Source organism: Lacunisphaera limnophila, assembly GCF_001746835.1.
Lineage (GTDB): Bacteria > Verrucomicrobiota > Verrucomicrobiia > Opitutales > Opitutaceae > Lacunisphaera > Lacunisphaera limnophila.
This window is the reverse complement of record NZ_CP016094.1, coordinates 2,525,545-2,552,500: the sequence shown is the minus strand read 5'-3', so window position 1 is coordinate 2,552,500 and position 26,956 is coordinate 2,525,545. Positions and strand designations below refer to the sequence as shown.

The 26,956-nt window shown below is 65.3% G+C and carries 26 protein-coding genes and 2 pseudogenes; 13 read left to right on the top strand and 15 right to left on the bottom strand.

Translation table 11 applies throughout. The annotated features are described in order from the left end of the window. Positions 1-25 precede the first annotated feature (25 nt). Positions 26-1,386 (top strand): annotated as a pseudogene (gene accC / locus Verru16B_RS10570) (acetyl-CoA carboxylase biotin carboxylase subunit). Positions 1,387-1,389: 3 nt separating this feature from the next. Here accC and Verru16B_RS10565 read toward each other — a convergent pair. Together Verru16B_RS10565 and purN are read right to left on the bottom strand one after the other, a co-directional pair. After that, positions 1,390-2,262 (bottom strand): 50S ribosomal protein L11 methyltransferase, encoded by an 873-nt coding sequence (locus Verru16B_RS10565; RefSeq protein WP_069962255.1) that lies wholly within the window; start codon positions 2,260-2,262, stop codon positions 1,390-1,392. A 2-nt stretch (positions 2,263-2,264) separates the two neighbouring features. Further along, positions 2,265-2,843 (bottom strand): phosphoribosylglycinamide formyltransferase, encoded by a 579-nt coding sequence (gene purN / locus Verru16B_RS10560; protein ID WP_069962254.1) that lies wholly within the window; start codon positions 2,841-2,843, stop codon positions 2,265-2,267. A gap of 106 nt (positions 2,844-2,949) precedes the next feature. Here purN and Verru16B_RS10555 point away from each other — a divergent pair, with 106 nt between their 5' ends. After that, positions 2,950-3,492 (top strand): DUF2937 family protein, encoded by a 543-nt coding sequence (locus Verru16B_RS10555; protein ID WP_069962253.1) that lies wholly within the window; start codon positions 2,950-2,952, stop codon positions 3,490-3,492. 6 nt (positions 3,493-3,498) lie between these two features. Here the strand turns inward: Verru16B_RS10555 and dnaJ are convergent, their stop codons facing one another. The 3 genes from dnaJ to Verru16B_RS10540 are packed head-to-tail and all read right to left on the bottom strand — an operon-like array spanning position 3,499 to position 6,242. Beyond that, positions 3,499-4,668 carry a molecular chaperone DnaJ gene (gene dnaJ, locus Verru16B_RS10550; RefSeq protein ID WP_069962252.1) on the bottom strand — a complete coding sequence of 390 codons (1,170 nt, stop codon included), beginning with the start codon at positions 4,666-4,668 and terminating at the stop codon, positions 3,499-3,501. 2 nt (positions 4,669-4,670) lie between these two features. Next, positions 4,671-5,252 (bottom strand): nucleotide exchange factor GrpE, encoded by a 582-nt coding sequence (locus Verru16B_RS10545; protein WP_069962251.1) that lies wholly within the window; start codon positions 5,250-5,252, stop codon positions 4,671-4,673. Positions 5,253-5,273: 21 nt separating this feature from the next. Then, complete coding sequence (locus tag Verru16B_RS10540; RefSeq protein WP_069962250.1) at positions 5,274-6,242, bottom strand: type I phosphomannose isomerase catalytic subunit; 969 nt, start codon at positions 6,240-6,242, stop codon at positions 5,274-5,276. Positions 6,243-6,336: 94 nt separating this feature from the next. On the opposite strand from Verru16B_RS10540, the gene Verru16B_RS10535 reads away from it, so the two are divergent. Continuing rightward, positions 6,337-8,874, top strand: a complete 2,538-nt coding sequence (locus Verru16B_RS10535) for a DNA translocase FtsK (RefSeq protein ID WP_069962249.1) — start codon at positions 6,337-6,339, stop codon at positions 8,872-8,874. Between the two features lie 83 nt (positions 8,875-8,957). Next, a complete protein-coding gene (locus Verru16B_RS10530; protein WP_069962248.1) occupies positions 8,958-9,695 on the top strand; it encodes a helix-turn-helix domain-containing protein in 738 nt (245 codons plus the stop codon). A gap of 45 nt (positions 9,696-9,740) precedes the next feature. Here the strand turns inward: Verru16B_RS10530 and Verru16B_RS10525 are convergent, their stop codons facing one another. Genes Verru16B_RS10525 through Verru16B_RS10510 form a run of 4 tightly spaced genes read right to left on the bottom strand, consistent with a single transcriptional unit; the run spans position 9,741 to position 13,231 of the window. After that, positions 9,741-10,310: a hypothetical protein gene (locus Verru16B_RS10525; protein WP_069962247.1), complete on the bottom strand. Its 570-nt coding sequence runs from the start codon at positions 10,308-10,310 to the stop codon at positions 9,741-9,743. A gap of 51 nt (positions 10,311-10,361) precedes the next feature. Further along, positions 10,362-11,366: a flotillin-like protein FloA gene (gene floA / locus Verru16B_RS10520; RefSeq protein ID WP_099093280.1), complete on the bottom strand. Its 1,005-nt coding sequence runs from the start codon at positions 11,364-11,366 to the stop codon at positions 10,362-10,364. A 12-nt stretch (positions 11,367-11,378) separates the two neighbouring features. Continuing rightward, the gene (locus Verru16B_RS10515) at positions 11,379-11,846 is read right to left on the bottom strand and encodes an NfeD family protein (RefSeq protein ID WP_069962245.1); all 468 of its coding nucleotides are present in this window, start codon (positions 11,844-11,846) and stop codon (positions 11,379-11,381) included. Beyond that, positions 11,843-13,231, bottom strand: coding sequence for an NfeD family protein (locus Verru16B_RS10510; protein WP_237023386.1), 1,389 nt, complete (start codon positions 13,229-13,231; stop codon positions 11,843-11,845). The genes Verru16B_RS10515 and Verru16B_RS10510 overlap by 4 nt, the downstream gene beginning before the upstream one ends. A 172-nt stretch (positions 13,232-13,403) precedes the next feature. On the opposite strand from Verru16B_RS10510, the gene Verru16B_RS10505 reads away from it, so the two are divergent. Next, positions 13,404-14,324, top strand: a complete 921-nt coding sequence (locus tag Verru16B_RS10505; protein WP_069962243.1) for an aldose epimerase family protein — start codon at positions 13,404-13,406, stop codon at positions 14,322-14,324. Positions 14,325-14,358: 34 nt separating this feature from the next. Further along, positions 14,359-14,667 carry a Sec-independent protein translocase subunit TatA/TatB gene (locus tag Verru16B_RS18670; protein ID WP_069962242.1) on the top strand — a complete coding sequence of 103 codons (309 nt, stop codon included), beginning with the start codon at positions 14,359-14,361 and terminating at the stop codon, positions 14,665-14,667. A 12-nt stretch (positions 14,668-14,679) separates the two neighbouring features. Here the strand turns inward: Verru16B_RS18670 and Verru16B_RS10495 are convergent, their stop codons facing one another. Together Verru16B_RS10495 and Verru16B_RS10490 are read right to left on the bottom strand one after the other, a co-directional pair. Further along, positions 14,680-16,017, bottom strand: coding sequence for an ABC transporter permease (locus Verru16B_RS10495; RefSeq protein WP_069962241.1), 1,338 nt, complete (start codon positions 16,015-16,017; stop codon positions 14,680-14,682). A 10-nt stretch (positions 16,018-16,027) separates the two neighbouring features. Beyond that, the gene (locus Verru16B_RS10490) at positions 16,028-16,945 is read right to left on the bottom strand and encodes an ABC transporter ATP-binding protein (RefSeq protein WP_069962240.1); all 918 of its coding nucleotides are present in this window, start codon (positions 16,943-16,945) and stop codon (positions 16,028-16,030) included. Between the two features lie 262 nt (positions 16,946-17,207). Between Verru16B_RS10490 and Verru16B_RS10485 the strand changes: the two genes are divergently transcribed. The 4 genes and pseudogenes from Verru16B_RS10485 to Verru16B_RS10470 all read left to right on the top strand — a co-directional run bounded on the left by Verru16B_RS10485 (position 17,208) and on the right by Verru16B_RS10470 (position 19,343). Then, positions 17,208-17,507: a hypothetical protein gene (locus Verru16B_RS10485; RefSeq protein WP_069962239.1), complete on the top strand. Its 300-nt coding sequence runs from the start codon at positions 17,208-17,210 to the stop codon at positions 17,505-17,507. Positions 17,508-17,611: 104 nt separating this feature from the next. Further along, positions 17,612-17,908 carry a Smr/MutS family protein gene (locus tag Verru16B_RS10480; protein ID WP_169829287.1) on the top strand — a complete coding sequence of 99 codons (297 nt, stop codon included), beginning with the start codon at positions 17,612-17,614 and terminating at the stop codon, positions 17,906-17,908. Positions 17,909-17,952: 44 nt separating this feature from the next. Further along, positions 17,953-18,752: pseudogene (locus tag Verru16B_RS10475) on the top strand (TIGR00266 family protein). Between the two features lie 75 nt (positions 18,753-18,827). Then, positions 18,828-19,343 carry a DUF4199 domain-containing protein gene (locus Verru16B_RS10470; protein WP_069962237.1) on the top strand — a complete coding sequence of 172 codons (516 nt, stop codon included), beginning with the start codon at positions 18,828-18,830 and terminating at the stop codon, positions 19,341-19,343. A gap of 75 nt (positions 19,344-19,418) precedes the next feature. Here the strand turns inward: Verru16B_RS10470 and Verru16B_RS10465 are convergent, their stop codons facing one another. The 4 genes from Verru16B_RS10465 to Verru16B_RS10450 all read right to left on the bottom strand — a co-directional run bounded on the left by Verru16B_RS10465 (position 19,419) and on the right by Verru16B_RS10450 (position 21,888). Further along, the gene (locus Verru16B_RS10465; protein ID WP_069962236.1) at positions 19,419-20,492 is read right to left on the bottom strand and encodes a S1C family serine protease; all 1,074 of its coding nucleotides are present in this window, start codon (positions 20,490-20,492) and stop codon (positions 19,419-19,421) included. Between the two features lie 12 nt (positions 20,493-20,504). Beyond that, positions 20,505-21,068 carry a hypothetical protein gene (locus Verru16B_RS10460; RefSeq protein ID WP_157772379.1) on the bottom strand — a complete coding sequence of 188 codons (564 nt, stop codon included), beginning with the start codon at positions 21,066-21,068 and terminating at the stop codon, positions 20,505-20,507. Continuing rightward, positions 21,028-21,543: an RNA polymerase sigma factor gene (locus Verru16B_RS10455; protein WP_069962234.1), complete on the bottom strand. Its 516-nt coding sequence runs from the start codon at positions 21,541-21,543 to the stop codon at positions 21,028-21,030. The genes Verru16B_RS10460 and Verru16B_RS10455 overlap by 41 nt, the downstream gene beginning before the upstream one ends. Before the next feature lie 153 nt (positions 21,544-21,696). After that, positions 21,697-21,888 (bottom strand): hypothetical protein, encoded by a 192-nt coding sequence (locus Verru16B_RS10450; protein ID WP_069962233.1) that lies wholly within the window; start codon positions 21,886-21,888, stop codon positions 21,697-21,699. A 118-nt stretch (positions 21,889-22,006) separates the two neighbouring features. Between Verru16B_RS10450 and Verru16B_RS10445 the strand changes: the two genes are divergently transcribed. The 3 genes from Verru16B_RS10445 (at position 22,007) to Verru16B_RS10435 (ending at position 26,956) form a co-directional block, all read left to right on the top strand. Next, positions 22,007-22,933, top strand: coding sequence for a LysR family transcriptional regulator (locus tag Verru16B_RS10445; RefSeq protein ID WP_083270273.1), 927 nt, complete (start codon positions 22,007-22,009; stop codon positions 22,931-22,933). A 44-nt stretch (positions 22,934-22,977) separates the two neighbouring features. Next, positions 22,978-25,602: a U32 family peptidase gene (locus Verru16B_RS10440; RefSeq protein WP_069962231.1), complete on the top strand. Its 2,625-nt coding sequence runs from the start codon at positions 22,978-22,980 to the stop codon at positions 25,600-25,602. Between the two features lie 115 nt (positions 25,603-25,717). After that, entirely contained in the window at positions 25,718-26,956 is a 1,239-nt protein-coding gene (locus tag Verru16B_RS10435) for a nucleoside monophosphate kinase (protein ID WP_069962230.1), read from the top strand.

The following is a 26,956-nucleotide window of genomic DNA, read 5'->3' as shown; positions in this document are numbered from 1 at the left end:
CTGTCCGGCTTTCTATTTTCATCCCATGATCCAAAAGATTCTCATCGCCAACCGCGGTGAAATCGCGCTCCGCATCATCCGGGCCTGTCGCGAACTCGGTATCAAAACGCTGGCCGTCTACTCGGAGGCCGACGTCCAGTCGCTGCACGTCCAGCTGGCGGACGAAGCCATCTGCATCGGCGGCCCCCGTAGCTCGGACAGCTACTTGCGGGCCGACCGGATCATCAGCGCTGCGGAGATCGCCGATGTCGACGCCATCCATCCCGGCTACGGCTTCCTCTCGGAGAACTCCAAGTTCGCCGAGCAGTGCGAGTCCTGTAACATCAAGTTCATCGGCCCGAAATCGAAGAGCATCCGGATCATGGGCGACAAGGCCATCGCCAAGGACACCGTCCGCAAGGCCGGCGTCACCACCGTCCCCGGCTCCGATGGCCCGATTGAGAACGAGACCGAGGCGGTCAAGGTCGCGCGCAAGATCGGCTATCCCGTCATCATCAAGGCGGTCGCCGGCGGTGGCGGTCGTGGCATGCGCATCGCCCACAACGATGTTTCCTTCGCGAAGGAATTCCACGTTGCCCGCAACGAGGCCGAAAAGGCATTCGGCAACGGCGCCGTCTACATCGAGAAATACATCGAGAAACCCCGCCACATCGAGTTCCAGATCCTGGCGGACAGCCATGGCAAGGTCATCCACCTCGGCGAGCGCGACTGCTCCGTGCAGCGCCGCCACCAGAAGCTGATCGAGGAATCCCCCTCCCCCTTCCTCACCGCCGACCTGCGCAAGAAGATGGGCAAGGCCGCCGTGAAGGCCGCCGAGGCCGCGGAATACCAGAACGCCGGCACGATCGAGTTCCTCGTCGATGCGAAGGGCAATTATTACTTCATCGAGATGAACACCCGGATCCAGGTCGAGCACCCGGTGACCGAGGAAGTCACCGGCATCGACCTGATCAAGCAGCAGATCCGGATCGCCAACGGCGAAAAGCTCGGCTTCGACCAGGGCGACATCAAGTTCGAGAAACACGCCATCGAATGCCGGATCAACGCCGAGGATCCCGCCCGCAACTTCACCCCCTCCCCGGGCACGATCTCCCTCTATTACGCCCCGGCGGGCATGGCGTCCGCGTGGATTCCCACGCCTACAGCGGTTATACTATCCCGCCGTATTACGACTCGATGATTGGCAAGCTGATCTGCTTCGGCGACACCCGCAAGATTGCCCTGCAACGCTCCTACCGCGCCCTCAGCGAATACCTCGTCCGCGGCATCAAAACCACCATCCCGCTGCACAAGGCGATCATGAGCGATCCCGTCTTCATCGAGGGCAAAGCCACGACGGCCTACATGGAAGACTTCATGTCGCGCACCCCGACCGACCTCTTCTGAGGTCTAGGGCCGGCGCAACACGAGGTCGCTCCATTCCCCCATTAGGCGCGCGTCCGCCCCCCACGCCGGGGCCAACGCTCCAAAAGCCTCGCGCACCTGCATCGATTCCGATGCCAGGATCCCGCTCAGCACCAGCACCCCGCCCGGAGCCACCGCCGCAAGCAATTCCGGGGCAAATTTGATCAACACATCCGCCTGGATGTTGGCCAGAAGCAGCTCGGCCGGCCGGCCAGCCAGTCCGCTGACCAGATCACCCACAAAGAAGTCTACACGGCCATCCAGGCCATTTAAGGCCGCATTCTCCCGGCTGACGTCCACGGCCAGGGGATCATTGTCAAAGGCCGCCACGAGCCCGTAACCCAGCTTGACGGCCGAAAGCGCGAGGATACCCGAGCCGCAGCCGGCATCAATGACCCGGCCTGCGGTGCCTTTCTCCGCCGCCAACTTGACCAGGCGCTCCACCACCAGCCGGGTCGTCTCATGATTACCCGTACCAAAGGCCATCCCAGGATCCAGCCAGAGCACGGCGTCTCCGGCCGGTAGGCGAAACGCGGCCTTTTCCCAGACCGGCACCCAGTGCAACCGGTCGAATTTCCAGGCCTTGAAATGCTCCTTGTAGCTCTCTTTCCAGTCCTTGTCGGCCAATTCCTGGATCACCGGCTCCGTGACCAGCCATTCCAGGTCAAGCAACTCGGCAAAACCCTTCCAGCCTGCCAAGGCGGCCTCATGCGCGTCAAAATACCCGGTCAACCAGGCCCGCCCCGAGGGTTTGTCCTCCAGCACCATGAGATGCTGTTCTTCCTGCTCCCCCAGCAATTCCTCGATCGCCGGCACGGCACCCAGGGTCACCTCCAGTTTGAATTCGAATACGGCCATAATTAGTTCTCCACCCCGCTGAGCCGGGCAATCACCGCCGGGAGCAGGCGATGCTCCGCCGCATGGACCCTGGCCGCGAGCGACTCCACGGTGTCGTCCGGCAAAAGCGGCACCCGCGCCTGCTCGATGATGCGCCCGGCGTCCACCGCCAGGGTGACTTCATGCACCGTGCAGCCGGTTTCCTTCACCCCCGCCCGAAACGCCTGACCGATTCCATCCAGCCCCGGGAACGCCGGCAGGAGACTCGGGTGGAGATTGATGATTTTACCCGCAAAGGCCCCAAGGAAACCCGGCTTCAGCACGCGCATAAACCCCGCCAGCACCACCAGGTCGGGTGCCGCCTCCCTCACCGCCGCAATGAAGCGCCCTTCACCTTCCCCCTCGAGCTTGGTCTTGAAGGGTGCCGGATCCACAAACTGCGCGGGCACCCCAAACCTGGCCCCCAGCGCGAGAATGCCCGCTCCGGGCTGGTCGGACAGGATCCGGACCACCTGCGCGCGCCCCAACCGACCGGCTGCCTGCGCCTGCAGGATGGCCTCGGCATTGCTGCCCCGTCCGGAACCTAGGATCACTACTCGCATCGCCCCAGTTAGGTCAGGCGGCCGCGGGGAAGCACGCATTATTTGCGCCGGCCCACCCGAACATGCCCGGCTTGCCAAGGTCAGCATCCAGCCCACCCTCACGCCCATGAAGCCCGCCCGGGGATTTCTCCATATCTTCGACAGCCTCACCGATCGCATCCTGTGCGTCGCCGGTGCCGTGCTCTTCGCCCAAGGACCCGAGTTCATGCAACAGTACCTGCAACGGCTCGGCGGCCATCTCGACGAGGCCCGGCGCCAACTGGCCGTTTTCCAAAAGACCGCCGGGCAGGCCGGCCTTTCGCTCGACCAGTTCATTCGGCAAACCGGCACCAACGCCGATCCCGCTGTCGCCCGCCTCGGTGGGGTCATGACCGACGCCGCGGATCGCGTCACCTCACTCCAGGCCGCGCACGATGCGCTTCTGCACAGCGCGCTTTGGGAGCGCCCGATCATTTTCCTGCGTCACCTCGATGTCGGCATCGCCCGGGCCACGGGATCCGTTTATCAGCCCGCCGTGCCCACCACGGTCGAAGGCCTGATCTACGCCCTTGTGGGTATGCTCTGCTTCCTCGCCCTCTATCACTTCGGGCTCAAAAACCTCCTGCGGGTCTTCCGCCGGCCGGCCGGCCCAAGGCCAGCGGCGGCCTGACCCGGCTCAGAAGAACTTCTTCGCCTTCTCGAAAAAGTTCTTCGAGACCGGCTCGTCGGCGTCACCACACACCTGGGCAAACTCCTCGAGTTTCTTCTTCTGCTCGGCGGTCAGCGCGGTCGGCACCTCCACCTGCACCCGGATGAGCTGGTCCCCTTGGCTGCCACCGCGCAACCGCGGCATGCCGCGGCCCCGCAGCCGGAAAGTCGTGCCCGACTGCGTGCCGGCGGGAATCTTCAGCGTCGCCTTGCCCTCCATCGTCGGCACCTGGATGGTGCCACCGAGCGTCGCGAGGGTAAACTTGATCGGCATCTCGCAGAACAGGTCGTCGCCCTGCCGCTCGAACACCTCGTGCTCCTTCACGTGGACCACGATGTAAAGATCCCCGGCCGAGCCGCCCATCACACCCGCCTCGCCATTGCCCGAGGAACGCAGCTTGGAACCCGTGTCCACGCCCGCCGGGATGCGCACGTTGATCTTGGCCGACTCGTTGACCCGGCCCTCGCCGGAACACTTCGCGCACGCCTTTTCGAAGCGTGAGCCCGCACCGTGACAGCTCGGGCAAACCTGTCGCACGTGAAAGAATCCACGCGAAGTCGTGACCTGGCCGGCGCCGCGGCAGGTCGGACAGGTGGTCTTCTTCGAGCCCGGCTCGGCGCCCGTGCCACTGCAGTGTCCGCACGCGCCAAGTTTCCGGAAGGAAATCTCCTTCTCCACCCCGCGCGCGGCTTCCTCCAGCGAGATTTCGAGATCGTAGCGCAGGTCGGAGCCGCGACCGGAGCCGCCGCCGTTGCCCTCGCCGCCGAAGAACTGGTCGAAGATCCCGCCGCCCTGGCCGCCACCACCCTGGCCGAACACCTCGCGGAAAATATCAAACGGGTCGTGGAAGCCGCCGCCACCACCACCGCCGAAGCCGCCGCCGCGCGGACCTGCCCCGGCCTGCTCAAAGGCCGCATGGCCGTACCGGTCATACGCCGCGCGCTTGTCCGCATCCTTCAGCACCTCGTAGGCCTCGGAGACTTTCTTGAACATCTCCTCCGCCTCCTTGTTGCCGGGATTCTTGTCCGGGTGAAACTGCACCGCCTTCTTGCGGTACGCCTTCTTCAATTCCTCCTCGGTGGCGCCCTTCGCCACGCCGAGCAGTTCGTAGTAGTCCTGTTTTTTGCCCGCAGCCATGGTCAGCTCTTCGCCTCCTCGGTCTGGGCCGGGCCGCTCGACACGACCACGGACGCCGGCCGCAGCAACCGCCCGTTGAGGGTGTAGCCCAGGCGCACGACTAGGCTCACTTGCTCCGCCGCCACCTCAGGGCTGGGCTGGTGCGAGATGCACTCATGCAAGTTATGATCGAAGGCCTGCCCGAGGGGATTGACCTCCTTGAGCCCGTGACGACCCAGCGTGCTCTTGAACTGTTCCAAGACGAGGCCGAGGCCTTCGACGATGGGCTTCACGTCGGTCTGCTGCTTGGCGGCCGCGAGCCCGAGGCTGAGATTATCGAGGATCGGAATGATGTCTTCGACCACTCCCGCCGTGGCAAACTGGCGGAGCTCATCCTTGTCGCGCGCCGTGCGCTTGCGGAAGTTTTCCAGATCGGCCACGGCCCGCATGTAGCGGTCGTAGTTGGCCACGGCTTCCTTCTTCGCGGACGCCAGTTGCTCGTCCAGCGCCGGGCTGGGCGTCGGCTCGGCCGGTGCAGGGGCCGCCGCCGCCGGGTTCGGCGGTAGATTCGTGTCGGTGGATTCGGTCTGGCTGGTCTCGCTCATGAATGGGGGCCGGAAACTACCTCATGGTTTCTGGATTTCAAGCGAGCTGAATCCGTCGGTGACCAATATCAGGGAATCCGCCGTCGCCGTGACGCGATAATCCGAGGCATACGCTAGCAACCCGTTGTCCCCCAAGGTCAGGACAGAATCTCCGATGGTGAGCTGGCCACCCACCACCGAAAGTATCCGCGCCTGCTCCCCCGCCTTGAAGCTCAGGCTCGCCCCGGCCGCCAGCCGATGCCGCGTGATGCGAAACTCCCGGCACTCAGCCAGCACCACCGTCTGGGCGGCGGACCGCACCAAGGCCGGCGCCGGGGCCGTGTTCGCCTCGAGCGAGGCCATGGACTGCTCCACGTGCATCGCCCGGGGCTTGCCGTCGAGCCCCATGCGCCCCCAGTCGTACACCCGGTACGTCGTGTCAGAGTTCTGCTGGATCTCGAGAATCATGTTCCCGCCGTCGATGGCATGCATCACGCCGCTATGGATCAGCAACGAATCGCCGGCCACGGTCGGCAGCCGGTGCACCAGCGATTCCGCCGTGTTGTCCTGCAACGCCGCGCGAAAGGCCGTGGCGTCGACCCCGGGCTTCAGGCCCGCGAGCACCGCCGCCCCGGGTTCGGCCTGGGCGACGTACCAGTTCTCCGTCTTGGGCTCGCCCCCAAGCTGCGGGGCGATGCGCGCCGGCGGATGCACCTGCAGGCTCAGCCGCTCGCGGCAATCCAGCCACTTCACCAAAATGGGAAACGGCCGGTCCGCGGGCCAGTCCGGCCCCATCAATTCGGCCCCACGCGTGGCCATAAGCTCGCGCAACGTTTTCCCCGCCCACGGCCCCTCCACACCGATAGATTGTGCCTCCGGCCGGTCGACCAGTTCCCAGCTTTCCCCGATCGGGGTGGTGCCAGGAAGTTTCCGGCCGAGAAAGGACTCCAGGCCACGGCCTCCCCAGACACGTTCCTGATAAATGGGCTTGAAACGAAGAAATGTCGTCATGCGTTGCAGGCAAGCAGCTTGCGCAAATCTTGGCGAGGGCTTTTACATTGACCCTCTGCCGCGATGAACCTGCAATAATCCGCCACAGCCAGCAATGCGCAAAGCGGAGAGTTCAAAAACCAAGGACAAGGACACCCCTTCATTCGAGGAGCCACGGCATCGCCCGCATTGGCTCGCCGCTTTCGTGTGCCTGGTTTTCGGCGTCCTGCTCGCGGTCGCCCTGCTCGATTATGAGCCGGCCCAGAGCGTGATGTTCCAGGTCGCGGGCAAGACCGACGTGGTCAACGGCACGATCACCCAGCTGCCCGTCCCCGCCGGGGTCTCACCCAATCTCGTCGGCGTCGTGGGCGCGGAATTTTCCGCCGGCACGTATTATCTGCTGGGCGTCTCCACCTGGCTCATCCCGGTGTTTTTGCTCTGGATGGCTTACATCTACTTACGCAGCGCCCGCAGCCTGGCCGGTACCCGCATCCTCGCCATGGTGTGCTGCGTCCTTTCCCTGTCCGCGCTGGCTCCGATGCAGGGTCTGTTCTTCACCAATACCGAGCTCTTCCCCGAGGGGCCCGGCGGCATCATCGGACGTTTCATCTATCTCAGTATCCTGAAGGACAGCATCGGTGTCTTCGGCGCCGCTCTGATTCTCGGCACGATCTACTTCGTCGGGATGCTGTTCATCTTCACCCGGGACATCGCAGCCGAGATCACTCGCCTGATGCACAATTTCACGGAGTGGCGCCAGCAGCGCGCCGCCCTCAAGGCCGCCCGCGCCGAGGATATCCGCCGCCAGCGCGAGGAGGCCGCCAAGGCCAAGCAAGCCGCGGCCGCCGCGGCGACCGCCGCCGCCCCGGTGATCAACGCCGGCACCACGAAGAAAATGGTCGTGCCCAAGGGCGCCGATCCGCTCGCCGATCCCGCCAAGCCCGCCGCGGTGCCGCCGACCAAGCCGGCCGAGGAACCCGCCCCCCCGGTCAAACCCGCCGCCGCGAAGCCCGCGCCCCGCCCCGTCGCCGAGGGCCGGCCCGCCACCGACCCCAAGGCCCTCGCTGTGGCCGCGGGCAAGCTCGAGCTCAACATCGTCAAGCCCGAGGAAACCAAGAAAGCCAAGGTCACGCTCCCGCAGAGCGACGACAAGGATTACCAGTTCCCTCCGCTCAAGCTCCTTCGCGAGCAGGTGAAAGTGGAAAGCAACAGCGAGGAGGAACACCGCCAGAACGCCGAGAACCTCCTGCGCATCCTCGGCGAATTCGGCGTCGAGGTCACCCTCGGCGAGATCCACGTCGGCCCCGTCATCACCCGCTACGAGGTCGTTCCGGCCGCCGGCGTCCGCGTCGAGAAGATCTCCGGCCTCGACAAGAACATCGCCCTCGGCATGCGCGCCCAGTCCGTCCGCATCCTCGCCCCGATCCCGGGCAAGGCCGCCGTCGGCGTCGAGGTGCCCAACCAGAAATCCACCCCCGTGGGCATGCGCGAGATCCTCGAGAGCGAGGACTGGGTCGGCGCCAAGGCCGAGCTGCCCATCGCCCTGGGCAAGGACGTCTCCGGCAAGCCCCTCGTCTCCGATCTCTCCAAGATGCCCCACCTGCTCATCGCCGGCGCCACCGGCTCGGGCAAATCCGTCTGCATCAATTCCATCGTCGCCTCCATCCTCTACTCCAAGAGCCCGAAGGACGTGCGCCTCATCATGGTGGATCCGAAGGTCGTCGAACTGAAGATCTTCAACAGCCTGCCCCACATGCTCATCCCGGTGGTGACCGAACCCAAGAAGGTCCCCGGCGCCCTCAAGTGGCTGCTGAGCGAGATGGAGCAGCGCTACCAGATTTTCGCCAAGGCCAACGTCCGCAATCTCGTCGGTTTCAACAACCGCAAGAAGGACCCCAAGGCGGAGTTTCCGCCCGTCGAGCAGCAGGCCGAGTTGGAGGGCGTCGCCGACGACATCGAGATTCCCGATCGCCTGCCCTACATCGTCGCCATCATCGACGAGCTCGCCGACCTGATGATGATCGCCCCGGCCGAGATCGAGACCTCCATCGCCCGCCTCGCCCAGCTCGCCCGCGCGGCCGGCATCCACCTGATCATCGCCACCCAGCGCCCGTCGGTGAACGTGATCACCGGCGTCATCAAGGCCAACCTGCCCTCCCGCATCGCCTTCCAGGTCGCCTCGCAGGTCGACTCCCGCACCATCCTTGATACCAAGGGCGCCGACACCCTCATCGGCCGCGGCGACATGCTCTTCTCCCCGCCTGGCAGCTCCCGGCTCGTGCGCGCCCAGGGCGCCTTCGTCGCCGACGAGGAAGTCCAGGAAATCGTCGAGTTCCTCAAGAAGAACGGGCCGCCCCAGTACGCCCAGGCCGTCCAGCAGCAGATCGACCGCGCCGCCCGCGAGGACGACGAGGATGAGGAAGGCGAGGACGACGGCGACATGGGCGACGACGGCGACCTCTTCGCCCAGGCCTATGATGTCCTGAAGTCCACGCGCCGCGCGTCCACCTCGATGATGCAGCGCCGCCTGCGCATCGGCTACAACCGCGCCGCCCGCATCATGGACCTGATGGAGCAAAAGGGCATCGTCGGCCCGGAGAACGGCTCCTCGCCCCGCGAGATCCTGGTCGATCTCGACACCTACCAGCCCTGAGCCCGGTCCGGTTTCACGCTGATTTTCACCCCGGGCGCGCGTTTCGTGGTGACATGCCCCGCCTCCTTTCCTAACCAATTCCCATGCAGACCATCGGCGAACGACTCGAGGAGGCGCGCAAGCGCAAGGGCATCTCGATCCGCGAGGCCGCGGAGCACACCAAGATCCGCGGTGACTACCTGCAGAAATTCGAGGCCAACTCCTTCGACATCGACCTGCCCGCCCTCTACATCCGTGGCTTCGTCCGCACCTACGCCCGCTACCTTGAACTCGATCCCGAGCGCCTGGTGAGCGAGGTCGACGCCACCCTCGTCCGCGACGGCAAACCGGCCCGCCGGGAACAACGCGAGCCGCTCGGGCGGGTGGATTTCGGCGCCGGCGAGGCCCGCAGCCAGGAGAGCGGCGAAACCGCCACCAGCAGCCAGGCCGCCCGGGACAAGGCCATGCTTCTCAAGTTCGGCCTCCTCGGTGGTGGCGCCATCGTCGTCATCGTCGTCGTCATTCTCCTCATCAACGTGCTGTTCTCCAGCACGCCGGCCAAACCGGTGGCGGCCGCCGAGCCGCCAGCGCCCACCGTTCAGGCCGATCCGGCCCAGACCCTCACCCTCACCGCCGTGGAAGCCACGCGCGTCAAGGTCGTCCAGGATTTCGACGGCGCCACCCTCTACAATGGTGCGCTCGTCAAGGGTGAGACCAAGTCCTTCAAGAAGCAGGGCAAGCTCCTCATCACCGTTGAGGCCGGCAAGAACCTCCGCATGGAGGTCAACGGCCGCAGCTACCCGGTCCCGCTCGACGGCTACGGCCGCTTCGCGCTGGATTAACCCCCGCGCCTGGCGCCGGGTTCTAACCCGCACCGGGCCGGCGTTCTATCGCAGCGCCACCGGCGGACCAAGCACCTCACGCAGGACAAAAGCCCGTCGCAAGGCCTCCGGCGTGCGCAACTCGGTGATCAGACCGCCGCGACTCAAGGTCCTCGCGTCGTTGGAATGGTCGGCCGTGGCCGACTCGAATAGTGTGCGCTTCTCAATCGATGCCTTCAGGCGTTGCGCTTCCTTTAATTTTTCCGCCCAAACCGCCTGCTGCTCCAGAATCTCCGCCTGACGTTGCGATTCGGCGCGGGTGTAGCCCGCCGCCTCGGCGTCACGCGTCACGACGACCTCCCGGATGACGGGCGGTGGCGTGGCCTCCACGACCAGCGGGGGAGCCTCTTCCTGTCCGCGCGTCCGCTGCTCGATCTTGCGCTGGATCTCCGCGCGGATCTGCCGCGTCCGCTCCGCCAGCTCGGGATCCTCGAATTCGTATTCCTTGGGCGGCTCCTCCCCCACCGTCGGATCCCCGCCCTTCTTCTTGAAAACCGCCTGGAGCATCTGCGCCAGGACGGTGCCGACGATGATCACCGTCCAGGCGTTATCGATGAGCCATTGGATCCATTTCATGGGTCGGAATAGCGGAGGTGGCAGAGTGTCGCAGGAGGGGTTTCCCCACCCTTACTTCTTGCCCTCGGGATTAGCGATGGAACCACGCATGGCGGTGTCAGATTGGATGTTCTCCATCTTGTAATAGTCCATGACGCCAAGCCGGCCGGAACGGAAGGCCTCGGCCATCGCCAGCGGGATCTGCGCCTGGGCCCGCACGACCTCCGCCTGCATCTCCTGCACGCGGGCCTTCATCTCCTGCTCGACCGCCACGGCGGCCGCGCGCCGGATTTCCGCCTGCGCCTGCGCAATGCTCTTGTTCGCCTCGGCCTGCGCTTCCTGCAGCTTGGCGCCGACGTTCTCGCCGACGTCCACGTCGGCGATGTCGATCGAAAGGATTTCAAACGCCGTGCCCACGTCGAGGCCGCGCGCCAGCACGGTCTTGGAAATGCTGTCCGGCGACTCGAGCACGACCTTGTAGCTCTCGGACGAGCCGATGGTCGAGACGATGCCTTCACCCACGCGGGCGATGATCGTGTCTTCCTTGGCGCCGCCGACGAACCGGTCCAGGTTGGTGCGGACCGTCACGCGTGCCTTGACCTTCACCTGGATGCCGTCCTTGGCCACGCCGTCGATGGTCGTCCGGCCACCCTCGGGATTCGGGCAGTCGATCACCTTCGGGTCGACCGAGGTGCGCACGGCCTCCTCCACGGATTTGCCCGAGCCCTTCGTCGCGAGATCGATCGCGCAGGCGCGGTTCCAATCGAGCGCAATGCCGGCCTTTTGGGCCGCGATGAGCGCGTGCACGCACGCGAGCACATTGCCGCCGGCCAGGTACTGCGCCTCGATGTCGTCGATGGACAGCTGGATGCCGGCCTTGGTCGCCCGGATGCGCGCATCCACCATCACGCCGTGGGGAACCTGCCGCAGCCGCATGGCCACCAAGGTGACCAAGCCGACCGGCGCACCGGCCAGCCAGGCGCGAATCCACACGCCGAAAAAGGACCAGAAGATGCCGACCAGCACGAGGGCGGCGACGATGACGATAACGATACCGACGATTCCGAATGATTGCATAAGGGGAGGAATTTAGGGTTTGGAAACAGTAAGGCGGAAAGTGTCGACGCCCACCACCTTGACGGGGGCGCCTTTGGGGAGCAGGCCGCTTTGCGACGCCGCTTCGTAGCGTTTGCCGCCGATCAGGACGAAGCCCGACGGTGCCAACGGGGTCAAGGCTTCGCCCAGCTGGCCGACCACGTCGGCCGCCTGGGCGGGCGGCTGATGGCTGGCGCCCCGCACCGTGCTGTCGAGGAACATTTTTCGACCGATCCGGGTGCGAGGCAGGACATAAAATTCCAGATAGAAGGTCAGCCCGAGGAGCAGCACGGCCACGAGGACCGCCAGCGCGCCCCCGCCCACTCCATACGCCGTGAAGGCCAGCCCGCAGCCGATGAGCATGAAGATGCCGCCGATGATGCCCAGGATGGCCCCGGGCACAACAACCTCGAAAAACAGCAGCACCAGCCCAAGGGCAAAGAAGAGGATGATGGCGGTCATGAGATTTTGGGTTCGACCAGCAGGGCAAATCCTTCCCGGCCCAACACCACCACCGGGGTGCCGGCCGCCACGTGGCCCAGGGCCAGCTTGGCTTCATAGCGGCGTCCGTCGATCGCGACCTCGCCGCTGGGGAACATCGGGGTCACCGTCACGCCCACCGCGCCGATCAGGGGATCATTGGTCACCGGTTCGCCGGACGTCCCGGCAATCGCGGTCGCGAGCACCATCTTGTCCCAGAACCAAGCCCGGGGCAGGTAGCGCAGCAACGCGGCGGCCAAGGCGGCCGTGATCACCAGCGCCAGCCCGAGATTTTGCAGCGGCCCCAGGAAAAGCTCCCGTGAAAACCGGATCGGCTCATGCGGCCAGATATCCGCCATGGCCCAGACTAACGACCCGAGGACCATCGCCGCCCCGGTGACGCCCGCCACGACCAGACCCGGGAAAAAGAACAGTTCCACCGAGATGAGCAGCAGGCCGAGGGCAAAAAGCAGCACCGGCTCGTGGCCCGAAAAACCGGCCACGTAATGTCCGAGAAACACGACCCCCAGCATGACCAGCCCCGCGATGCCCGGCCAACCGAAGCCCGGGGTCTTGAATTCCACAAACAGGGCGAGCATGCCGAGCCCCATCAGGATCGGGGCGATAGCATTGAGATATTGGGCCACCTTTTCCGACCAGGTGACCTCAAATTGATGCACCGTGTAATTCCCCGCGCCGTATTTTCCGGCCAGCAAGGCGGCGATGTCCGCCGCCTTGCCCGCACCCAGCAGGGCCTGCGGCGGCTCACCATAGGGCTGCATCGCCTCCGAGGCCGTCAAGGACAGCAACTCACCCTTGGGTTTCAACACCTTGTCCCCGATCTTGAATTCAAAATCCTCGTCGATCATCGCCTCGATGGCCTGGCCGCGGTAACCTTTTCCTTCCGAGGTGGCGCGCACCCGGGCCCGCAGGTAGCTGACGATCTTCTGTTTCATCGTCTTGTCCACGTCGCCCCCCGTAGACAGCACCGGGGCCGCGGCGCCGATGACGGAGCTGGGGGCGAAATAGATCTCATCCGTCGCGGCCGAGATGAACGCCCCGGCCGACATCGCCTCCTTGTTCACGTAGGTCAGCTTGAGCCCCGGGAACTTCTCCAGCGCCTCCATGATCTCGAAAGTCTTGTCCAGCGCGCCACCCGGGGTGTCCATGTCGAGGAGCACCACGTCGGCCTTGCGCTCGATCGCCTCCTTCAGTCCCCGCCGGAGAATATAGAGCGTGGGAGTGCTGATTTCGTCCCGCACCGGAATCACATAGACTACCGTCTTCGGCGTAACGGCGGGCGCGGCCGTGGCGGCGGGTTCCTGGGCCTGGCCAGCGAGGGACGCCACCAGCAAAACTACGAACATGATCAGCTGTCGAAACATCGCGGCCAGCCTACCTTCCCTCCCACGCGTAGCAAGCGCGGCCAACTTACAATTGGCTGGATTCTTTCAAGTTTAACCCGCCGCGAACCCACCGGCGGAAAATTGTCCGACTTTGTCTTGGAACACACGCGGCATTACGTTTTACCAACAAGCCATGGAACGCATCCCGTATCTCGGGCACACAATCTTCAAGTGGCAGGTCGGCGCCTCGTCCTTTCTCGCCCTGCCGGAAAAGGGCGCGCGGCTCATGAACTGGAACGTCACCCTCGGCGACGGCAGTGTGCGCGACATCCTGTACTGGCCCGAGGTGGACAACCTGGATGCCATCGCGAGCATCCGCGGCGGCAACCCGATCCTCTTTCCCTTCAACGGCCGCACCTACGACCGCGGCGAGATCCACCATTGGCGGGCTGAGGACGGGGTGCGCCGCCCCATGCCCATGCACGGCCTGGCGCGGCAGGGTCAGTTCCGCCTCACCCGCCTCGACGAGGGCGGCTTCTCCGCCCAGTTCGTGCCCGACGAGGCCGCCAAGGCGGCCTACCCCTACGACTACGAATTCGTCGTGAGCTACCGTTTCGACCCCCTCGCCCTGTTCGTCGAGCTGCAGCTGACCAATCTGGGCAACACGCCCATGCCCTGGTCGGCCGGCCACCACTTCTATTTCACCCTGCCGTGGAGCCCCGGCCGCACCCGTCGCGACTACACGCTCGAGACCACCGCCACCAAGCACCTGCGACGCGATGAGCAGGGTCAGCTCGCCGCCGGCCCCCAGACCGAGACCCGGTCCACCCTGGATAATCCGAACCTCGTCGACCTGATCCACACCGGCCTGAAACGGGAGGTCTTCGCCGTCACCGAGGCCGGCACCGGCAACCGCCTCTACTTCCGCACCAGCATGGCCGGCAGCACCGCCAAGGACCTGGCCGTGGTCACCTGGACCGCGGACGAAAAGTCCCCGTACTATTGCATCGAGCCCTGGATGGGACCGCCCAATGCGCCCGAGACCAAGGTCGGCCTGCACAGCGTCGCCCCGGGCCAGACCCAGAAATTCTACGTCGAAATTTCGCTCGGTTGATTTTATCGGGATTAACCCCACCTTCTCTTCCAGCATGACCGGCTTTCCTACCCTACCCCCCGCCTTCATTGAGGGCATCGGCGGTCCCGAGCTGCTCATGATCATGTTTGTGATCCTGCTGCTCTTTGGGGCCAACCGGATGCCCGACCTCGCCCGTGGCTTCGGCCGGGCCGTCCGCGAATTCAAGAAGGCCACCAGCGGAGTCGAACAGGAAGTCCGTCGCGCCATGGAGGAACCGCCCCCGTCGCCGAAGCCCCGCCCCCTGGGGACCATCGGTCAGGGCGAAACGCCCCCTCCCGCCCCGCCCCCCGCGCAAACTCCGCCGCCCCCGGCCGCCGGTTAAGGCCTCAGGTTTTCAGCCGAAAATATTCCCCCGGTTGAAGCGCCACACGGCGATCGTCATCACGATTGCCGTCATCCCGCCGAGGATGCCCAGCGTCGGCAGCAATTCACCCAGCGACGCGTCCGCCCACAAAACCTGGGCGAAACCCTCCATCGCCCAGTAGACGAGTGTCAGCTTGCTGAACTGCTGGACGGCCTCCGGCATCAGAGTCACGGGAAACCACGCCCCGCCCACGGCACACATCAGCAGGATGCAAAAGGTGGCCAGGCCGCTGGCCGCCTCGGGCGAGTTGGTCACTGCGGCCAGGAGCATCCCGAAGGCTGTGCACGCGGCCGCCGCAAAGACGCACACGAGGAGCAGCATCCCGAAATGATTCTCGATATCGATCCCGTACAGGATCCGTCCGCCAATGAAGAGCACGATGAGTTGGATCATCCCGATGCAGATGCCGTAGATGAATTTGCTCCAGAGGATCTGCGCGCGCCCGACCGGCCCCGCAAGGATGCGGTGAAAGATCCCGTGGTCCCGCTCATAAAACAATGCCGTGGCCGCCCCGCTCAGCGCAAAGAGCAGAAATTGCATGGCCCAGCCGCCGACGATGCGCGTCGCCGCCGGCGACTTCACGTCCTGCCCGGCCACCTGGACGGACTCGATCCGCAGGGCCTGATCCATTAGGGAGGTCGCGGAGCCGCTCCCGTTTTCATTACCGCCCAGCACCTTCCCCAATCCGAAATCCCCTTGCTCGATGCCGCGCAGAATCACGGTCGGATCCCCGCCGAAGCTCTTGGCGACCTGATCCGCGATGCCCCGGTTGAACTCAGACTGCTCCGACGCACCGATCAGCCCCCGGCCGCGCGCGATCAAGGACTGGCCGAGCAACTGCGGCACGTTGGCGAAGATCGTCTTTTGGAGGATGCCGTTGACCAGCTGCGTTTCGATCTCATTGCGCGGGTTGTTAAAGATCTTCAGATGCAGGCCAAACGCGGTCGGGCTGATCAGGTCGGCCGGGATCACGACCGCAAAACGAAAGTGGTTGGCCCGCATGAGCGGCAGGAGATCCTCTTCGCGCAGCGGCCGCTCCGTCCCATCCGCGGCGGGCCAGGAGGTGATCACCTTGAAGGTCTTCTCCGCCTGCAGGGCTTGGACTAGTTTTTCCGCCGCCGGATCGCTGCTGGCATTGATCACGGCCAGCGTGATGCCGCTCGGACCGCTGTCCTTGCGGTTGACCCCGAACACCATGCCAAACAGCCAGATCAGGACGAAGGGCACGAGGAAGGTCAGCGAAACCGCCGCCTTGTTGCGGAAAAACAGGGCGAGATCCTTCCGGACGAGAACGAGGATGGTGCGCATGGGAGGGAAGTTATTCGCGCAGCTTGCGCCCGGTCAGGTGAAGGAAGAGCGCCTCGAGCGTGGGCCGTTGGCTGGTGAAGAGCCGCGCCGGCAGGCCGAGCGATTCCGTCCGGCCGTAAAAGGTTGAAAGCGGATAACCGGGACGGGGACGGAAGCGGAACAATTCCTCCGTCTGCTCGATCGTGCCCGCGTCGGCCAGTTGCGCGGCCAGTCCCGCGGTGCGGTCGTCCGCCGGAAACCGGATCTCCTCCTCGAAGGGCAACCGGAGCAAAAGCTCGTCCAGCGTGCCCAGGGCGTGGATCTTGCCATGATCGATGATCCCGATTCGGGAACACAGCCGCGTCGCTTCCTCCATGTAGTGGGTCGAGTAGATGACCGTCAGGCCCTCGCGGTTCAGGTGCTCGAGGAATTCAAAGATGGCGTTGCGCGACTGCGGGTCCACGCCGACCGTCGGCTCGTCGCAGAGCAGCAGCTTCGGCCGGTGCAGGAGCGAAGCGACGATGTTGAGCCGGCGTTGCATGCCGCCCGAGAAGGTGTGCACCGGGTCCCGCCGCCGGTCGGCGAGATGCATCGCCTCCAGCCCGCCGTCGATCCGCTCACGCAACAACGCGCCGCCCAATCCGTAGAGCTGACCGAAGATCTTCAGGTTCTGCTCGGCGCTGAGCTTCGGGTAGAGTGCGATGTGCTGGGGCACCAGCCCAAGGGTCATCCGCGCAGCCGCATCCGCCGCCGTCAGGGGCCGGCCGTCGAGAGTGATGCTGCCGGTATCGGGTGACCGCAGTCCGGCCACCAGCGACATGAGCGTGGACTTGCCGGCCCCGTTGGGCCCGAGCAGGCCGAAAAATTCGCCGGCCTCGATGCGGAGGGACACGCCATCCAAGGCGGTAAGGGTGCCGTAACGTTTGCCGATGTTTTCCAGAACGAGCATGCGTGGGAGTTTGCTGGGCCGAGGTAGGAGTGATTTGCCGCGAAACACGAGAATGACTTGCCGGACTGAAGTCATGGTCATGGTGACGAGGGGCGGGGCCCATGCGCGGGAAGCATGGATTTCAAATTCGTGTCATGCTGCGGTGGTTCAAAAATCCGGCAAAAGGCGATAATCATTCCTTCTGCCTGGTCACGGGTGACTTACATGCGGCTCTGCAACTTGGCACTTCCCTTGCGTGTAGTGGAATCAACCAAACCAGAATATGAAAGCCAACACACTCCTCGCTCTCGTCAGCTTCGCGGTCATCGCCTCCACGGTTCCAGCCGCGGCGAACCAGACCGAATCGAAACCCTACGTCCTGCCCACCTACGTGGTCAGCGCCCCGCGCTACCAGCCGGTCGAGCGCCTGATCCAATCCAGCCTCGATGAGCTGCGCCAACGTGCGGCCGCGCCGGTGGTCCTCCGCCCTGAGCTGCCGCTGCTCCAGGCGGGTGAGGCCCGGACGGACAAGCTGGTCAAGGTCCGCCCCGCCGCGGCGCCCAAGACTCTTGCGAAATCCTGAACCGGGCATCCGCCTCCCTTTGTCAGTAGTGTGTGTGCAAAAACCCGCCCTGCAGAGGGCGGGTTTTTTGTCGCCTGGCAACAGAGCCCGGCAAACATGGCCGCGTGCCACCCGCCGACGATAACGCACCGGTCGCCATCCCCATCACGGGCGAGCTGGATCTGCACACCTTTCGCCCGTCGGAGATTCCTTCGCTTTTGGATGAATATTTCGCCGCCTGTCGCCGGCGCGGACGGTACCGCGTGCGTGTCATCCACGGCAAAGGGACCGGCACGCTCCGGGCCACGGTCCAGGCGCACCTGCGTCGCGCGCCAGAGATTGCCGGTTGGGCCACCGGGGATGAGACCTCCGGCGGCTGGGGGGCGACGATCGTTACACTAAAGCCCGACGATTCCTGCTGAAGCCGCGCGACTTTCCTGCCACCCTGCGGGTCCTTCCCTCACTTATGAACGCAATGCACGAAATTGACTACCAGCTCCACGGCGACGACATGCAGTTCGTCGAGATTGAACTCGACCCGCAGGAGGCCGTCGTGGCCGAGGCGGGTGGCATGATGTACATGGACGACGGCATCGCCATGGAGACGATCTTTGGCGACGGCTCGACGAAGAACTCGGGTTTCATGGGCGCGCTGCTCGGCGCCGGCAAGCGCCTGCTCACGGGCGAATCGCTCTTCATGACCGTGTTCCAGAACCAGGGCATGGGCAAAAAGAAGGTCGCCTTTGGCGCCCCCTTCCCCGGCAAGATCCTGCCGCTCCGTCTCGCCGACCTCGGCGGCGAGCTCATCGTCCAGAAGGATTCCTTTCTCTGCGCCGCCAAGGGCGTGAGTGTTGGCATCGCCTTTCAGAAACGCCTTGGCGCCGGCCTGTTTGGCGGCGAGGGCTTCATCATGCAGCGCCTGACCGGCGACGGGTGGACCTTCATCCATGCCGGCGGCACGCTCTACGAACGCACCCTCGCCCCGGGCGAGACGCTGCGCGTGGATACGGGCTGCATCGTGGGCTTCCAGCCGTCGATCGACTACGACATCCAACTCGTGGGCGGCATCAAGACCGCCCTGTTTGGTGGTGAAGGCCTGTTCTTCGCCACGCTGCGGGGCCCAGGTAAGATCTGGCTCCAGTCCCTGCCGTTCTCCCGCCTGGCCGGCCGCATCGTGGCCGCCGCCCCCAGACCGGCCGCGGCGGTCGCGGCGAAGGCTCCGTGCTCGGCGGCCTCGGCCGCGTGCTCGACGGCGACAACAGCTAAACCGCCCAACCCGGCATCACTGCCGCCCGTCATTCAGGCGTTGAGTCACGCGCCCATGTTTCCCAGATTCGGGACATGGGCACTAAATTCACCTACGCACTGATCCTTACCATCGCGAGCGCGGTTTTCCAGCTGCTCCTTTATTTCACCGGGTTCCAGACCGAGAAACTCGCGGTCGGGCAACACCTCAACTGGCTCGGATTGATCATCATGATCGTCGTGCTGTTCCTCGGCATCAAGGCCGTGCGCGAGGAAGCCCCCGACAAATCCCTGACCTACGGCAAGGGCGTGGGCACCGGCGTGCTCATCTCGCTGTTCAGCGGCCTCATGAGCGCGGTCTACAGCTTCATCCACTTCAAATTCGTGAACACCGAGTTTGCGGACTACCAGCTGGAGCTGATCCGCGCCAAGTGGGAGGAGGCCGGCATGGGTGCCGCCCAGATGGAGCAAGCCGAGGGTTTCACCCGGGCGATGATGGGCCCGGTGGCCCAGGCCATCATGACCCCGATCATGGCTGTCGTGCTCGGCACGATCATCTCCCTCATCGCCGCGGCGATCCTCAAGCGCCCCGCCCCGGCCCCGACCGTCTGATCTGACCGGCGGTCCGGGCGTCGCGCCCGGACTCGTCGGCGGCGGAATCACCGGCTGGGTACCGGCATAAATCGCCTACAGGGTCCGCAGGCTGGCGTCCTCCTCGTTGGCGGCGTCGCCCGAGGGCGGCAGTTCAAAACGGATTTTGGAGGCCGGCTCGAGCACCTTGGTCTCGATGCGGATTTCCCCCGCCTCCCCGTCCAGTTCGGCGCCGCCGATCGCGTCGATCCGGGTGCGGACCTCGGGGGGCAGTTTGGCGTGCTCCTCCGGGCTGCCAATCGGTCCCTGAAAGGTGACCTTGCCCGCCGGGTCCTTCACCGTGAGTTCGCGTTTGCCCTCGGAGGCATTGACCTCGACCGACCCGTCGTCGTCCGAGAAAACAAAATTGCCAGAGGGCAGGTCCAGGATCGTCGAGCCCATGCCGCCCTGCCGACGCAGCACGTGCACGCGGGGCTGACCAAACCAGTGCATCCGGTCGCCACCAATCACGCGCATGACATCGCCGGCCTCGTTAGCCGGCATCGCGGGCATGGCCATGGCCCCGGGCTGGCCCGGCGCCATCGGCATGGCGGGCATCGCGTGCGAGAACGCCATGCCATGGCCGCCACCCATCGGGCCGTTTTGCCCGAAGAATTGCAGACCGGGCGCGCCCATCGCCCCAGCCGAGGATAATTTGGGCACCTCACGCTCGCCCAATTTGGCGGTGGCGGTCGCCTCCTTGCCCGCGCGGACGTAGGTCAGCTTCACTTCGTTCCCGCTCTGGTGGCTGCGGACCAGCACGCTGAGCTGGGGCATGTTCACCAGGATCTGGTCATCGAGTTTGGTCAGGATGTCGTGCTCCTGGAGCAAACCGGCGGCCGGACTGCCCTCGGCGACACGACGAACGACGAGGCCCGTGCCGCGTGGCAGCCCGAGTTGCGCCGCCATGGTCGGATCCACTGGCATGGTCTCGACGCCGAGGTAGGCGACCTTCTCCATCTCCAGCGGGCCGGGCCCGCGGCGATCCATGTTGATGTTAAGTTGCTGGCCGCCGCCGTGGACGGGGGGGCCACGACGGATGACGATTTCCTTCTTCGCTTCCGTCTCGGCGAAGGCCGTGACGGCGAGCAGGAGGAGCGGAACAAGGCGAATGACGATTGGGTTTTTCATGGGGAAAGGGTTTCAGTCGAGGTTGGCCCGGATGAGCCGCACTTCATCACGCGGGACACTCCAGCGGAGCGACGCGTTGGTCGCGGGATTTTTCCACGTGTAAGTGTCCACATAACGGTAGCGCACTTCACGGCCCTCAGTGCGATCAGGCAGTGTGGTGGGGTCGCCTTCATGCAGGTCGTACAGCACGGAAGTGGCCTGGACCGGCGCATACCGGTTGGCGACCATCGCGACCGGTTGGGCCAGCTCCTCCGGTCCGGCCACCGCCAGACCGGACGCCGGGACCGGTTCAAGGGCCGGCGTGGGCTCGTCGCGAACCACCGGCAGCGTGAACAGGAATGCCACCGCCGCCGCGACACCCGCCAGCGACCACGCGACCCATTTCCAAGGGCGCACGGTCGTCGCGGTCGGATCATTACGGGGCGCCAGGACCGGAGTCGGGGCGCTCATCGCTTCCTCCAAGGCGGCGCGAAACAGCGCCGACGGCCGGCGGGGGGTCAGGCGTTTCAGTTCGTTTTCGAGTTCGAGGAGGGTCTCATCCATGGCAAAGGGGCTCCAGTTGTTTGCGAAGGGCATTCAAGGCATAGCGGTAGCGCGAGGCGGCGGTGTTGGCCGGGATATCAAGCGCGATGCCCACCTGCTCGAAGGTAAGCTCCTGCCAGATCTTAAGCACGAGGACCTCACGCTGTTCGGCGGGCAGGCGTTGCAAGGCTGCCTCGATTTCCTGACGGCGCTCGTCGCCTTCTCCGGGCAAATGTTGAAAGAGGGTCTGGCCGGCGCCGGCTGGCTCTTCCGCCCGCTCCTCGCGGGCCAGGCGGCGATCATCGCGCCGGGCGAGGTCGATTGCCGCGCGCCGGATCGAGGTGACCAGCAAGGCCCGGGGATCACCCGGTAGCTGCCGTTGGTGGCGCCAATAACGCACAAAGGCGTCCTGCAGCACATCCTCGGCATCCGCGAGGGAACGGGTCCATTGCCGGGCACAAAGCAGGAGGCGGGGGCCATGGGCCTCGATCCAGTCCTTCCAGGTGTTGTGCTCGTGGGCGCTCTCCATGCGGGGTATTTCGGGTGATTTCCTGAAGAGCGTCACGAGCCGGCTGATTTGTCTGACTCTGTCCGGTAAATCGTCGGATGCAGACATTAAAAGAGGCCGGAGGTTGCCCTCCGGCCTCTGTTACACACTTGCACTACTTAAAGTTAAGGCGGCTTACGCCGAGTAGCCGCGCTGGCTGCCGCGGTAGTCCGAAGCGGCCATGGCCAAAAGGGCGGCAACCGCCAGGTAAGCGACCCCGACCGCGACACCGGCCATGTAATTTCCGGTAACCTTCGTGCTCCCCAGACCCGCGACGATCGCGATGGCAATGGTGGAGGTAATGACTTGGATCGTGTTGTTCTTCATAAATTTGATGTGTTTGGTGTTTCTTGGTAAGTCACCTGTTCTGGTGATACGCCTACTATACGGCATAGCTTGCAATAGCCAAAATACTTAGATTCTATTGCTTCCATCCGATTTACCTATGGAGATCTACCAACTACGTTACTTCTTGGCAGTGGCCGAGACAGGGAATTTTACAAAAGCCGCTGGGCGCGTTTTCGTGTCCCAGCCGTCCCTCAGCCAACAGATTCTTAACCTCGAGGAAGAGGTCGGACAGAAGCTCTTCCACCGCATGGCCCGCAAGGTCGTCCTGACCGACGCCGGGCTTAAGCTGCTCGAAACTGCCCGCCGGGTCCTCAGTGAAGTCGACCAGACCCTGCAGGAACTCAAGGAAAGCACCGGCCTCGGTCCCAAGGTCGCGGTGGGCGCCATCCCTACCGTCGCCTCCTTCTTCTTTCCGGCCGTGATCGCCCATTGCCGGGCCAACGAAATCCCCCTGGTTATCCAGACCCAGGAGGACTTCCGCCGACCCCTGACCGAAGCCGTACTCGAGGGGCACCTGGACTGGGCGCTGATCTCCGTGCCGTTCAATGAGCCGCGACTGCATTTCGAAAAGCTCTATTCCGAGCCGCTCTGGGTCGCGATGAGCGCCCATCACCGGCTGGCCCAAGTCGGCAACCTCACCTTCGATGCCTTGCGCGATGAGAATTTCATTCTGCTCGGCGAGGCCTCCACCCTGACCCTCCAGATCCAGCATTTCTGCGGGGATGCCGATTTCGAGCCGCGCATCAGCCACCGCTGCGGCCAGCTGGCCACGGCCAAGTCCCTGACCGCCCTCGGCCTCGGCATCACGGTCCTCCCCCGCAGCGCCCGCAGCGCCACGGACCCGGAGGGCCTGATCTTCCGGAAGTTCTCGGGGCCGGTCCAACCGTCCCGCGACATCGCCCTCGTCCGACACCGGCGCCGGCACCTCGGGCGGGGGGCGCAGGTCTTCGCTGATGTCGCGCGGGCCGTGGTCGGGCCGATCGCCAGCACCACCACCTCCGCCCCCTTCAAATCCGGCTCCTAACCTGAGTTTGCACCCGGCCGAAATGTGGTCGAGCCTCCCCGCCCATGTCCGCACCCACCCCAACTGAAGCCCCCCCGCCCCACCCGGTGCTGACCCGGCCGGAGATCCTGTCACCCGCGGGGGACTGGGACTGCGTGCGGGCGGCCGTGGAAAATGGCGCGGATGCCGTTTACTTCGGCCTCGAGCGCTTCAACGCGCGCATGCGGGCCAAAAACTTCACCGTCGCGGACCTGCCCAAACTGATGGAATTCCTTCACCGGCGCGGGGTCCGGGGCTACGTGACCTTCAACGTCCTGGTCTTCGCGGATGAACTATCCGCCGCGGAAGATTACCTGCGCGCCATCATCGCGTCCGGCGTGGACGCCGCCATCGTGCAGGACATCGGGATCTGCCGGCTAATCCGTGCCATCTCCCCCGACTTCCCGATCCACACCTCCACGCAGATGACGGTCACCAGCGCCGCCGGCGTGGAATTTGCCCGCGATCTCGGCGCCAACCTGGTCGTGCTCGCCCGCGAGAACTCGCTGAAGGACATCACCGCGATCCGGGAGGCCCAGCAATCCGCCGCTGGCCCGCTGCCGCTCGAGGTCTTTGTGCACGGCGCCCTCTGCGTCGCCTACTCGGGGCAGTGCCTGACGAGCGAGTCGCTCGGCGGCCGCTCCGCCAACCGCGGCGAATGCGCCCAGGCGTGCCGCATGCCCTATGAACTGGTCTCCGATGGCGCGCCGGTGGACCTGGGCGACCGGCGCTACCTGCTGAGTCCGCAGGACCTTTCCGGCCTCGAGGTCCTGCCCGAGCTCATCCGCGCCGGGGTGGCCTCCCTCAAGATCGAAGGCCGGCTCAAGAGCCCGGAATACGTGGCGAACATCACCCGCGTCTACCGCCGCGCGCTGGACACCGCCATGGCGGAATTTGCCTCGGGCCAGCTGTCATCCGTTGCGCCGGCACCGACGGCGCGCGGGGAAGCCGCTCCGGCCCCCTTCGACCCCCAATCCGCCCGCTACGACCTGGAAATGGGCTTTTCCCGCGGCCTCTACACCGGCTGGTTCCGCGGGATCAACAATCAGGAACTCGCCCACGCCCGCTTCGGCACCAAGCGCGGGGTCTTCCTGGGCACTGTGACGCGGGTGGGCCGCGACCATGTGGCGCTGACTCTGGTGGCCCCACTCAAGCCCGGCGACGGCCTCGTCTTCGACGCCGGCCGGCCCGACGAGAAGGAGGAAGGCGGCCGCGTCTACCAGGTGGAAACCCGCGGCGGCGAGACCGTCCTGCGTTTCGGCCAGGGCGATCTCGATTTTTCCCGCATTCAGCCGGGCCAGCTCCTCTGGAAGACCAACGACCCCGAGCTGGACCGGCGCGTGCGTCAGTCCTACGAGGGCGACCAGATCCGCTTTCGCCGCCCGTTGCACCTTGAGGTGCACGGCCATGCCGGGGCCCCGCTGACGCTGATCGCCCGGACGGAGGAGGGCCATGTCGCCCGGATGGATACCACGTCCACCTTGGTCGTGGCCCAAAAGCAGCCCCTTTCCACCGAGCGCCTGCGCGACCAACTCGGCCGCCTCGGCGGCACGCCGTTCGTGCTCGGAGAACTCGACAACCAGCTGGAGGGCGACGTCATCGTGGCCGTCAGCGAACTGAACGACGTCCGTCGCCGGCTGATCACGGCCGTGGACACGCTCCGCGCCGCCCCGCAACGCTGGACGATGAATCCGGCCACGCTCGGCCCGGTGGCCGCGAGCCTGCTCGCGACCGATGCGGCCGTCCCGGGGCCGGTCGCCCCTGCGCCGGATGCGCCCCCCGAGCTGATCGTCGTCATCCGCCACCTGCACCAGCTGGAGGCCGCTTGGGCCACCGGCGCCCGCACGATCTACTGTGAATTTGAGGATCCGAAAAAATACCGCGAGGCGGTCACGCGGTTCCGGGAGCTCCGGGGCAATGACCCGGCTGCCTCCCTGTGGGTGATCCCGCCGCGCGTCTTCAAGCCCGGCGAAGAATGGATCCTGCGCCAGGTTCTCTCCAGCGAAGCCGACGGCTACCTGGTGCGCAACTACGACCACCTGCCCTGGTTCGCCGCTCACCGCCGTCGCGGGGATTTCTCCCTCAACGTCGCCAACCCGCTCACCGCCGGGCATTTCATCAACCACCACGGTCTGGAGCGCGTGACCGCCTCCTACGACCTGAACGTGGCGCAGCTCGAAGCCCTCCTGCAAGGCGCGCCCGCCGCCTGGTTCGACATCACCCTCCACCAGCACATGCCCATGTTTCACATGGAGCACTGCGTGTTCTGCGCGTTCCTGTCGACGGGCACCGACTACCGGAACTGCGGCCGGCCCTGCGACCGGCACGACGTGCGCCTCCGCGACCGGGTCGGGGCCGAACACCCGCTCAAGGCCGATGCCGGCTGCCGCAACACGGTCTACAATTCCCGCGCCCAGACCGGGGCCGAGTTCGCCGACCGCCTCCTCGCCCTGGGTGCCCGCTCCTTCCGCATCGAATTCCTGAACGAATCCGCCGACGAGCTGCAACGCACCGTCAGCCGGTACCGCCAGCTCCTGCGCGGCGAGCTTTCCGGGGGGGAACTGTGGCGTGAATTCAAGCTCATCAATCAGCTGGGGGTCACCCGGGGGCAGTTGGAAAGCGCGCCCCCGCTGATGCGGCGGAAACCCTAGCCCGGCCCAGCCCACACCCGGCCGGGTCCGGCCCTTCGCCCGGGTGGGAAGTGGCGGTCGGCCGCAATTTTGGTCGCGTCAAACCGGCGTCCGGGTGTATTTTCCATGCTTCCCCATGGAATCGCCCAACGGCAAAAACACCCCTCCGGTCCCCGCCTCCGCTGCGGCCCCGGCTCCCGCCGCCAACCCGCATGACCTTGAGATCAAGGACGCCCTGGTGATCTTTTCGCCGATTTGGGAGGACCTCGAATCCCACTACGGCCGCGAGCACCTGCGGTTCCCGAAGGAGATCATCCTCCTCGGCGGCGCCCCCGGCGCCGGCAAGGGCACCAACACCGACTTCATCGCCCGCACCCGCGGGCTCACCTGCGAGCCGGTTGTCATGAGCGCGCTGCTCGACACCCCGGAGATGAAGCGGATCAAGGACGCCGGCAACATGATCGGTGACCGCGAGGTGCTCGCCGTGCTGCTGCGCGAGCTGCTCAAGCCCGAGTACCGCGACGGCGTCATCCTCGACGGCTTCCCCCGCACCAAGGTGCAGGTCGAGTGCCTCAAGATGCTCTTCGAGAAAATGGTCCAGCTCCGGCGCGAGTTCTACGCCACCCCGCTGGCCATCCATTTCCGCCACCCGGTCATCCAGATCGTCGTCCTCTTCATCGACGAGAAGGAGAGCGTCGCCCGCCAGCTCAAGCGCGGCCTGGAAACCAAGATGCACAACGAGGAGGTGCGGCGCACCGGCCATGGCGTCATGCTGGAGGAGCGCGCCACCGACTTCGACGACAAGCTCGCCCGCCGTCGTTACCGCGTGTTCAAGGAGCAGACCTGGGACGCCCTGCTCTCGCTGAAGGACATCTTTCACTACCACCTGATCAACGCGCAGGTCCCCATCGCGGAGGTCGAGCAGAACATCGTCGGCGAACTCGAGTACCAGAGCTCGCTCGAGCTCGACCCGAGCACCTTCGACCGCCTGCGCACCCTGCCGCTCGCGAGTGAGATCGTGGTCCATGCCCGGCAGGAACTGGTCCGCCGGCTCGACCATTACGAGCTCACGCAGCCGGAGCTGTTCCAGCGCGTCGTGAACCTTATCGGGAAAAAGATCATGCCGATCGTGATGCGGCACGCCCTCTCCGGCCACGCCAACATCAACAGCGAGGACCCCGTCCTGAACGAACCCGACGCCCTGGCCATGTTTATCGACATCTTCTCCGAGCGCGGTTTCCACGCCGTCGTCGATGTGCACCGCATCGAGGTGCCGGACTGCTTCGACCAGGCGACCGGCAAGATTACCTGCCGCGTGAAGAAGGTCTACCGCACCATCATCCGCTTCAAAGGCTCCGAGATCCGCCGCGGCTGA